Annotated in this window: 8 protein-coding genes; all 8 read left to right on the top strand. The window is 40.5% G+C overall.

What is annotated here, in order from left to right; genetic code table 11:
• Positions 1-10 precede the first annotated feature (10 nt).
• The 8 genes from ligA to QOS06_RS07325 all read left to right on the top strand — a co-directional run bounded on the left by ligA (position 11) and on the right by QOS06_RS07325 (position 10334).
• On the top strand, positions 11-2053 hold the full coding sequence (ligA, locus tag QOS06_RS07290) for an NAD-dependent DNA ligase LigA (RefSeq protein WP_283595704.1): 2043 nt from the start codon (positions 11-13) through the stop codon (positions 2051-2053).
• Positions 2054-2056: 3 nt separating this feature from the next.
• Positions 2057-3172: a CamS family sex pheromone protein gene (locus tag QOS06_RS07295; RefSeq protein ID WP_191338812.1), complete on the top strand. Its 1116-nt coding sequence runs from the start codon at positions 2057-2059 to the stop codon at positions 3170-3172.
• 151 nt (positions 3173-3323) lie between these two features.
• Positions 3324-3641: an Asp-tRNA(Asn)/Glu-tRNA(Gln) amidotransferase subunit GatC gene (gatC, locus tag QOS06_RS07300; RefSeq protein ID WP_003664503.1), complete on the top strand. Its 318-nt coding sequence runs from the start codon at positions 3324-3326 to the stop codon at positions 3639-3641.
• On the top strand, positions 3641-5113 hold the full coding sequence (gene gatA, locus QOS06_RS07305) for an Asp-tRNA(Asn)/Glu-tRNA(Gln) amidotransferase subunit GatA (RefSeq protein ID WP_191338811.1): 1473 nt from the start codon (positions 3641-3643) through the stop codon (positions 5111-5113). The genes gatC and gatA overlap by 1 nt, the downstream gene beginning before the upstream one ends.
• A gap of 1 nt (position 5114) precedes the next feature.
• Positions 5115-6539: an Asp-tRNA(Asn)/Glu-tRNA(Gln) amidotransferase subunit GatB gene (gatB, locus tag QOS06_RS07310; protein ID WP_283595708.1), complete on the top strand. Its 1425-nt coding sequence runs from the start codon at positions 5115-5117 to the stop codon at positions 6537-6539.
• Positions 6540-6550: 11 nt separating this feature from the next.
• A complete protein-coding gene (locus QOS06_RS07315) occupies positions 6551-7564 on the top strand; it encodes a diacylglycerol kinase (protein ID WP_035168920.1) in 1014 nt (337 codons plus the stop codon).
• Positions 7565-7660: 96 nt separating this feature from the next.
• On the top strand, positions 7661-9037 hold the full coding sequence (gene rlmD, locus QOS06_RS07320; protein WP_224758155.1) for a 23S rRNA (uracil(1939)-C(5))-methyltransferase RlmD: 1377 nt from the start codon (positions 7661-7663) through the stop codon (positions 9035-9037).
• A 367-nt stretch (positions 9038-9404) separates the two neighbouring features.
• A complete protein-coding gene (locus QOS06_RS07325) occupies positions 9405-10334 on the top strand; it encodes an abortive infection family protein (RefSeq protein WP_152719764.1) in 930 nt (309 codons plus the stop codon).
• The last annotated feature ends 165 nt before the right edge of the window (positions 10335-10499 follow it).

The raw sequence follows: 10499 nt of genomic DNA on the forward strand, positions 1-10499 counted from the left end.
GGCGGATGAGATGAGTCAAAAACAGACGCCAGTAAAAGAATTAACCCTTCAAGAAGCTCAAGATGAGATTAAGCCATTACGAGCAAAATTGACTGAGTGGGGAAAAGAATATTATGAACAAGATAATCCAACCGTAGAGGATCATGTATATGACCGTGCTTATCAGCGATTAGTACAGCTGGAAGAACAATTTCCACAATTAGTCTCTGCTGATTCGCCAACTCAACGAGTAGGAGGAGCAACAGAAAGCCAATTAACAAAAGTTCGGCACGAAATTCCGATGTTATCGATGGGGGATGTCTTTTCGATTGAAGAATTGATGGACTTTAACCAACGACAACAGGAAAATCGGGATGTTGAAGTTGAACCCGAATATAATCTCGAACTAAAAATCGATGGTCTTTCTCTTTCACTTGTTTACGAGAATGGAAAGTTAGTTCAAGGTTCTACGCGTGGCAATGGAACGATTGGTGAAGATGTTACTGCTAATGTCCGAACTATCAAGTCAGTTCCCGCAGAATTGCCAGAACCATTATCGATCGAGGTTCGGGGCGAATGTTATATGCCAAAAGCGGCTTTTGCAAAGTTAAATGCTAAACGCGAAGCAGAAGGATTGCCGGTTTTTGCTAATCCCCGGAATGCAGCAGCCGGAAGTTTGCGGCAATTAGATCCGAAAGTAACGGCGCAACGTGAACTAGATACATTTATATATTATGTTCCTGAATATCAAAAGTTGGGGGTGAAGACCCAAGCGGAAGCACTTGATCGTATGCGAGAATTAGGGTTTAATGTTAATCCTAATAATCGAGTTGTTCATAACCGTGAAGAGATTGAGAAGTATATTGAAGAATATACAGCTCAACGAGACAAGCTCACTTACGGGATCGATGGAATTGTTGAAAAAGTAAACGACCTTGATACGGAAGTTGCCCTTGGGAATACAGTTAAGGTGCCACGCTGGGAAATTGCTTATAAATTCCCTCCCGAAGAGCAAGCAACGATTGTCCGTGATATTGTCTGGACTGTCGGTCGGACCGGCAATGTAACGCCAACAGCAGTTATGGACCCAGTTCAATTGGCGGGTACAACAGTTAGTCGAGCTTCTTTGCATAATCCTGATTACTTGCGTGAAAAAGATATTCGGATTGGTGATACTGTTTACCTGCATAAAGCGGGTGACATTATTCCTGAAATTTCAAAAGTAGATCCAACTAAACGTTCTGCAGATTCAGTTGAATATGAGATTCCAACGAAGTGTCCGGTCTGTGGCTCAGAATTAGTTCATCTTGATGGTGAAGTTGCGTTACGCTGTATTAATCCAATGTGTCCAGCGCAAATTAAAGAAGGCTTAGCACATTTCGCTTCCCGGAATGCCATGAATATTGATGGACTTGGTCCTAGAATCATTGAACAGCTATGGGATAAAGAATTGATTCATGATGTTGCCGGTTTATATCGACTTAATCATGACCAATTATTAACTTTAGATAAATTTGGCGAGAAATCGACCTCTAACCTATTGACATCGATCGATAATAGTCGTAATAATTCTGTCGAGCGCTTATTATTTGGTCTTGGAATTCGTCATGTAGGTGCAAAGGCTGCTCGAATTATTATGGAACATTTCGGTGACCTTGATAGCTTAATGAAGGCCGATGCCGATGAAATTTCTGCGATTAGTGGAATTGGTCCAACAATTGGCGAAAGTATCGTAACTTATTTTGCTAATCAACAGGTTATTAAATTAATTGACGAATTACGAGAAGTTAGGGTAAACTTTGCTTATCTTGGCTCACGGTCAAATGCTAATCCTGATAGCGAATGGAATGGTCGGCGAGTAGTACTGACTGGTAAGCTAACTGAAATGACTCGTGGGGAAGCAAAATCATGGCTTGAAAACCACGGGGCTAAGGTAACCGGAAGTGTCTCAAAGAAAACAGATATTGTCATTGCTGGGGCTGATGCTGGTAGTAAGCTAACAAAAGCTCAAGACTTGGGTATTGATGTATGGAATGAACAGCAATTCAGCCAAGCAATGAAGGAGGAACAGTAAATCGTGAAGCGAAAGGCAAAAAAAATAGCCGTTAGTGCTGCCGTTTTGATGTGTACTGTCTTGCTTGCATCATGTGGTTTTGGAGGAAAGTCGTCATCGAAAAACTATTCAACGACTGGTTCAAGTAATGGTACTTATCAAGGTGTGATTAAAAATGGTCGTTACCGAACAAGTAAAGCTCGGGGTATAAATGTCTCACAAAATGATAACCAATATAACCTTAAAAGCTTTGAAAGTGGTTTGACTCAGGTTTCAAAACGGGTCTTTTCAACAAAAAGCTATATTTTCCAAGAAGGTCAATACCTTAGTAGTGGGACAATTGAAAACTGGCTTGGTCGAAAAACAAAGAGTAATCCTGAAGGGCTAAACCCTGCTCAAGGAAAGAAGAGTAATCCTAACCCAGTCTATATTCAACAAATTGAAGAACAAGATTATATGCAAGAAAGTGGTAATTCCATGAAATTGCGGGGGATTACGATTGGGATTGGAATAAATTCCGAATATAACTACCAAACTAAGACAGGAGGACCAACTTTAACTAAGAAGATTAGTGATAGTGAGATTCGTCGTCAAGGTGAAATCGCGGCACAAAAGGTTCTTCAACGAGTACGGAAAAAGTCAGGCGTTGGAAATGTTCCAATCGTGATTGCACTATACAAACAAGCACCAGATGATAGTTTAGTTGGTGGTACATTCTTTGCTTATAGCAAGAATAGTGGTAATACGATTAGTAGCTGGCGGAAGTTAAATTACAAGAATGTAGTCCTTCCAAAGGCTAGTGCATCAACAACCAATAGTTCTGATCAAACTGATGACGATAGTTTCTCAAACTTTAAGAGTCAGATTCAAAGTTTCTTCCCTAACTTGAGCGGAGTTACAGCACAAGCACAATATGAAAATGGAACTTTGTCAGGGATGCACATTACCGTTACTACTCAGTTCTATAGTCAAAGTGAAATTACTAGTTTTACCCAATATATCACCCGGGCAGCGAAGAAATATCTGCCTAATGGGATTCCGATTGATATTAAGATTCAATCTGATTCAGAAATTCAAGCGGTTGTTTATCGGAATGCTGGTTCTGATAACTTCCAGTCGCATATTTTTGATTCTTATTAAAGGTGAAAAAGGAGAATATCGATTCGTTACTAGGAAATGCGAACCGATAACTCCTTTTTTATTTCTACATGGATGAAATAGGAGCCTATTCTGTGCTAAAATTGTTAAATGTATATGTAGATTTTAAATTACTGGAAAAGAGGTAGAGAGAATGGCCAGTAAAATCACTGAGCAACAAGTAGAACACGTTGCTGAACTTGCTAAGCTTGAGTTCCCTAAGGATGAACTTGGTAAGTTTACCACTCAACTAGGAAACATTATTGATATGTTTGAAGACCTCGAAGCGGTTGATACCGATGGCGTTGAACCAATGACATCAGCAACCGATCGGGTAAATGTAATGCGTGAAGATAAGGCAATTAAGAGTTCTAAAGAAGAACAAGAAGCCTTGCTTAACAATGCTCCTGAAACTGATGGTGGCTACATCAAGGTTCCAGCAATTCTTGACGAAAGTGAGGACGGCGAATAATGGATTTTTACCAAACAAGCTTGAGTCAATTGCACGATGACTTGGTAAATAAGAAAATCAGTGCAACTGAATTAACAAAGGAAACTTTTGACCACATTAAGGGTAATGAAGATCAAGTTAAAGCTTTCATCAGCTTAAATGAAGATCAAGCACTGAAGCGGGCAGCTGAGATTGATGCAAAGGGCATTAGTGCTGATCAATTAACTGCAGGGGTTCCGCTTGCAGTTAAGGATAATATCTTAACTAAAGGCCTCACAACGACGGCTGCTTCTAAGATGCTTGAAAACTTTAACCCTGTATATGACGCGACAGTGGTTGAAAAGTTAAATGCCGCTGATTACATCAACGTTGGTAAGACTAACCTTGATGAATTTGCTATGGGGTCATCTACTGAAAATTCAGCATTCTTTATGACTCATAACCCATGGGATCTTACACGGGTTCCTGGTGGTTCTTCCGGTGGTTCTGCTGCTGCTGTTGCGGCCGGGGATGTTTTAGGTGCACTTGGTACTGATACTGGTGGTTCTATTCGGATGCCTGCTTCCTTTAACGGTGTCGTTGGGATGAAGCCTACATACGGTCGTGTATCACGGTGGGGGATCATTGCTTTTGGTTCAAGTTTTGACCAAGTCGGCTGGTTGACTCAAAATGTTAAGGATAATGCCTTGTTGACCGCCCTCATCAGTGGAAATGATGAACGGGATATGACATCCTCACTTAAAGAAGTTCCAGACTGGGCAGCCCAATTAAACGAAAATACGAATGTTAAAGGCTTACGGATTGCTGTGCCAAAGGAATACTTTGATGGCTTAGACGAAGATGTTCAAGAAGTAATTAAGGCTGCTTTGGACCACTTAGAATCCCTCGGCGCAATTGTTGATGAAGTAAGTTTGCCACATACCAAGTATGGGGTTCCTGCTTACTACATTTTAGCCTCATCTGAAGCATCTTCTAACCTCCAACGTTACGATGGTATTCGTTATGGCTTCCGAGCTGCTGATGTTAAGAACCTGGAAGACGTTTATGTTCGTTCTCGTTCGGAAGGTTTTGGTGAAGAAGTTAAGCGACGGATTATGTTAGGGACCTTCTCTCTCTCTGCTGGTTTCTATGATGCTTACTTTAATAAGGCCGCTAAAGTTCGCCGTCTTATCGCCCAAGATTTTGAAGACGTATTTAAGGATCATGATGTAATCGTTGGTGCTACTGGTGCTTCAACGGCATTTAAGATTGGTGCAGAAATTGATGATCCACAAACCATGTACATGAACGATGTATTAACTGTTCCCGTTAATATGGCCGGCCTTCCTGCAATGTCTATTCCTGCTGGTTTCTCTGCTAAAAATGGCATGCCAGTTGGTCTGCAAATCATCGGAAAAGCATTTGACGAACAAACAGTTTATAACACTGGATATGTCTTTGAACAGACAACTGATTTCCACAAGAAGACACCAAAGTTAGGAGGTCAAAACTAAGATGAACTTTCAAACAACAATCGGTCTAGAAGTCCACGTTGAATTAAAGACTAATTCAAAGATTTACAGTCCATCCCCCGTTGAATACGGTGACCAGCCTAACGCAAACACCAATGTCATTGACTGGGGGTACCCTGGTGTATTGCCAAGCTTAAACAAGGGTGTCGTTCGTGACGGAATCATGGCTGGACTTGCTCTTCATGCTCAAATTGCCCACCACATGCACTTTGATCGGAAGAACTACTTCTATCCTGATAACCCGAAAGCCTACCAGATTACTCAATCAGATACTCCAATTGCTCATGACGGTTGGATTGAAATTGAAGTAAATGGTAAAAAGAAAAAGATCGGTATTAAAGAAATGCACATTGAAGAAGATGCTGGTAAGAACACTCACACCAGCAAGTATTCATACGTTGACTTGAACCGGCAAGGAACACCGCTAATTGAAATTGTTTCTAAGCCAGATATTGCCTCGCCTGAAGAAGCAGTGGCTTACTTGGAAGCATTGCGTCAACGGATTCAATTTACGGGGATCTCTGACGTGAAGATGGAAGAAGGGTCCATGCGGGTTGATACCAACATCTCAATTCGGCCAATCGGTTCTGATAAGTTTGGGACCAAGACAGAAATGAAGAACATCAACTCCTTTAACTATGTTCGGAAGGCCCTCGCATTTGAAGAAAAACGGCATCAAAAAGTATTGATGGCTGGTGGACACATTGGTCAGGAAACACGTCGTTATGATGAAGCGACTGGTGAGACTATTCTGATGCGGACAAAGGAAGGTTCTGATGATTACCGTTACTTCCCAGAACCAGACTTGCCACCAGTAAACGTTAGCGATGAATGGATTAGCGAAATTGAAAGCGAAATGCCAGAAATGCCTGGTGAGCGTCGTGAGCACTATGTTAAGGACCTTGGCTTAACTGATTACGATGCGATGGTTCTTACCCAGACTAAGGAAATGTCTGATTTCTTTGAAAAAGCTGTTAAGGACGGTGGCGATCCTAAGCGGGTAGCCAACTACTTGATGAACGATGTGAACTCATACTTGAACGATAAGCAAGTTGACTTACAAGACACCAAGCTTACTCCAGCTAACCTTGCCGGCATGGTGAAGTTGATTGAAGATGGGACTATTTCTTCTAAGATGGCTAAGAAGGTCTTCAAGGGAATCTTAGATGGTGAAGAACCAAATGCTTACGCAAAGGAGCACGGTCTTGTTCAATTATCAGATCCTGCGCAACTACAGCCAATCGTTGATGAAGTCCTTGACAACAACGAACAATCAATTGAAGACTTTAAGAATGGTAAAGACCGAGCTGTCGGCTACTTAATGGGTCAAATCATGAAGCAAACGCGTGGTAAGGCTAACCCACAAGTTGTTACTCAATTATTGATGAAGTCTTTGAAGGCTAAATAGAGTAGGGAGGGATGACCGTGCGAAAACGTGCTCGGATAATTTATAATCCTACCTCAGGCCGTGAAACATTGCGAAGTGATTTAGTTGATATTCTCGCAATTTATGAGAAAGCTGGATATGAAACTAGTGCTTTTGCGACTACTCCTGCGCCTAACTCGGCTAAGAACGAAGCCACTCGTGCTGCTGAAGACGGTTTTGATTTGATTGTAGCCGCTGGTGGAGACGGTACCCTGAATGAAGTGGTTAATGGAATTGCTGGGTTAGAACATCGGCCAACATTAGCGATTATTCCAGCAGGGACGACTAATGACTATGCACGGGCATTACGGATTCCTCGTGATGATCCGATCGCCGCGGCTAAGTTAATCTTAAAGAAGAATAAGAAATTTAAGATTGATATTGGTCGGGCTGGTGAAAACTACTTCATGAATATTGCTGCTGGTGGAACGATGACTGAATTAACCTATGAGGTCCCTTCGCAAATGAAGTCCCTCTTTGGTTACGCAGCATACTTCGCCAAGGGAGCAGAGTTAATGCCGCGGATTAAGCCAGTCGACATGCTAATCAAGTATGATAATCAGGAATACCGGGGCAGTGCTTCCATGTTTATGATTGCCTTGACTAATTCGGTCGGCGGTTTTGAACAGATTGTGCCGGATGCTTCACTTGATGATGGAAAGTTTACAATGATTATTGTTAAGAAGAGCAGCGTGATCGATATGCTTAGTTTAATGGCAAAGGCGCTTCAAGGAAAGCACCTTGATGATCCGCGCATTATTTATGCTAAGGCAACCGATATTGAAGTTATTCCGCTAAACAAGGATGATCGCTTGATGGTTAACCTTGACGGGGAATACGGTGGCGATGCGCCAATGAAATTCCATAACCTTAAACAGCACCTAGAAGTAATTGCTAACTTGGATGAGATTCCAGAAGATGCGATTACAACTTCAGCTGATTTTAAGCGGGTCGAAGAAGACTTTATGAATGGCATTGACGATTATAAAGATCGCGAAAAGAAATAGAATAAATAAACGGTCAGCTTCACAAAGAGGAAGTTGGCCGTTTGTTTTGTTATAATAGGAGAAGTTTGTAACGTTGAAATTAATGGAGGAATAACTTTGAAATTAAACATTCCAGTACATAAAAATGAAGAATATCCAGCGAAGGTAGTGGATTTATCTTACGAGGGCAATGGGGTCGTTAAGATTGATGATTTTCCCGTCTTTGTTCCTAATGCCCTTCCTGGTGAAGAGATTACGGTAAAGATCACCAAGGTAACCAGCCACTTTGCTTGGGGACGGGTAATGGACTGGCAGACGAAGAGTCCAGACCGCGTTGATGTTAAGGATAAAAAATACATTCAAACGGGAATCGCGCCGCTTGGTCATTTGAAATATGATGCCCAGTTGAAATTCAAGCAACACCAAATTCAAGAATTATTGGCCAAAGCACACTTAGATGAGATTGAAGTTTTGCCAACGATGGGGATGGAAAAGCCTTATCATTACCGCAACAAGGCCCAAGTACCAGTCAAAATGGTCCACGGTCAATTAGAAACCGGTTTTTATAAGCGGGGGAGCCACAATTTAGTATCAATTGAAGATTTCTATATCCAGGATCCAGAAATTGATAAAGCCATTGCGGTTGTTCGTGACTTATTACGGCAATACCACATTACGCCATATGATGAACAAACTGGTAAGGGCGTGATTCGCACAGTAATGGTTCGGCGAGGATATTACAGCCATGAAATGATGGTAGTCTTAGTCACGAATACGAAGCGGTTACCAATGGAAAAGCAAATCGTCGACGGGATCGTTGCCAGAGTGCCAGAAGTAAAAAGTATTGTGCAAAACATCAATGATAAGCGAACGAACCGCTTGCTTGGTGATAAGAATAAAACGTTATGGGGTGCTGATGAAATTCATGATCAGCTCCTTGGGATTGATTTTGCAATCTCACCACTGTCCTTCTACCAGGTTAATCCGCAACAGACTGAACGCCTTTACCAAACGGCCATTGATAATGCTGGCTTGGACGGCAATCAAACGGTCATCGATGCCTATTGTGGAATTGGCACGATCTCCCTGGCAGTAGCTAAGCACGCTAAGCAAGTTTATGGAGTAGAAATTGTTCCCGCCGCCATTGAAGACGCCAAACATAATGCTAAACGGAATGGTATTAAGAATGCCAAATTTGTTGTTGGTAAGGCGGAAGATCAATTTGCTAAGTGGCAAGCAGAAGGGCTCAAACCAGATGTTATTATCGTTGATCCACCACGGAAGGGGCTTGCTGAAAGTCTGATCGAAGCTACTGGTAAGATGGCACCAAAGAAAGTGATTTATGTTTCCTGTAATCCTGCTACCTTAGTTCGCGATATCAAGCGTTTTGCTGACCAAGGCTACCATGTAACAAAGCCAATCCAGCCAGTAGACCAGTTCCCACAGACGACGCATGTTGAATCTGTTACTGTCCTGGAACGTACAGAAAAATAGCCGATAAACGCCGGCATGACGGCATCTATAGCTGATTGAAAGTGTACAAATTCTGATTTTGAAGATTGGGATTAGTACACTTTTCTATTTGGAGCTGGCAGGTCGAGTGTTCAATGTCCTATTTCGATAGTGGTGTGTACGAATGTCCATTTTGGCAGGTCGTGTTGATTAGGGTAGTGAAAAGAGTTGGAACAGTTGATATGAGCGGAATTATGACAGATGAAGAAATGGTGGATTTTAGGTGAAACGATTGAGTTGATTAGTATAATACTACTCATTAAATATTAAATATTAGATTCAAAAATTATAAATTATCTGGACAGTAGTATACTCGAAATAGAATTTATGATGATTTTGAGGAAAAATTATGGAACTTGAAAAATATAAACTGTTAAAAAATAAAAGGATTGTAGAAATTTTAGATGGTGATGAAACATTTGGGGATTTTGAATCCCCTAATACTGACTCATATTTTGGACTTTCTAATTTGAAAATATCTATGCCAAGATTAAGTGGTCCTGAAATTTGTGATATAGCAAAAATGTTTGGCTCAACATTAGAATATGCGGGAATGAAGTCTAGGTGGCAATATATGTTTGATTTAATTGATTATGGCATTAAGTCGGGACGGATTGATAGTATACTTGCTTATCTGTTTGATGAGTCAAATTTTGTACGAGAAGCAAATGGATTAGATAAAGATGAGTTCGAAAGATACCGTAGTAAGTCAATTGAAAGTGCGCTGAATAGAATTAATACAATACTTCATTTTGGTGGAAATAAATTAATCATTAATGAAAAAAGGGTTCTTCTTGTTTCGATTAGTCCATCTACACCTGAAATTTCAGTTAATAATGTAAAAACCATTGATCGTGATTATATAAAATTGCTATCTGATAGGGCTATAGCAAATGTTGATAGTGGCAACTATGATAGTGCCTTGACTCAAGCGAGAACTATTTTGGAAGAAACGTTTGACTATGTGCTTGAAAAGCAAAATATTGAACCAAGTGATAAAGGCAATATAAATAAATTATATAAACAGGTTAAAGATGAATATAAAATGCATGAGAACAAAAATGCAGATAAAAGGATAAACCGCCTATTATCTGGATTGGAGAATATTGTTTCGGCAGTATCGGAAATGCGTAATAAAAATAGTGATTCTCATGGTGTTGGTGATAGAAGACTGACTATTGATAAGCATCATGCAAGATTAGCTGTAAATTCAGCAACAACAATGGCGGATTTTATTTTATCGGTAGAAAAGAAAGCAAATGGTGAGGATGGCTACTAATTTGAACAATATGAAAAATATTAATATAGAAAGATGTAAAATTTATTTTCTTGCATTAGGATTTAGCTTAATAGAATATTCTATCCCAAAATGTCAATTTAAGTTAGAAAGAAAATAGTTGCTCATCAGTGACGTAAGACATGAATACTTCATATGGAGTTCGAT

Source organism: Limosilactobacillus sp. DJ3M12 (assembly GCF_947381695.1).
In the GTDB taxonomy this organism is placed as follows: Bacteria; Bacillota; Bacilli; order Lactobacillales; family Lactobacillaceae; genus Limosilactobacillus; species Limosilactobacillus kinnaridis.

Excerpts from the sequence above, each read along its gene's own strand:
- ligA (WP_283595704.1), top strand. The coding sequence starts at position 11 with ATGAGTCAAAAACAGACGCCAGTAAAAGAATTAACCCTTCAAGAAGCT.
- gatC (WP_003664503.1), top strand. The coding sequence starts at position 3,324 with ATGGCCAGTAAAATCACTGAGCAACAAGTAGAACACGTTGCTGAACTT.
- gatA (WP_191338811.1), top strand. The coding sequence starts at position 3,641 with ATGGATTTTTACCAAACAAGCTTGAGTCAATTGCACGATGACTTGGTA.
- gatB (WP_283595708.1), top strand. The coding sequence starts at position 5,115 with ATGAACTTTCAAACAACAATCGGTCTAGAAGTCCACGTTGAATTAAAG.
- QOS06_RS07315 (WP_035168920.1), top strand. The coding sequence starts at position 6,551 with ATGACCGTGCGAAAACGTGCTCGGATAATTTATAATCCTACCTCAGGC.
- QOS06_RS07325 (WP_152719764.1), top strand. The coding sequence starts at position 9,405 with ATGGAACTTGAAAAATATAAACTGTTAAAAAATAAAAGGATTGTAGAA.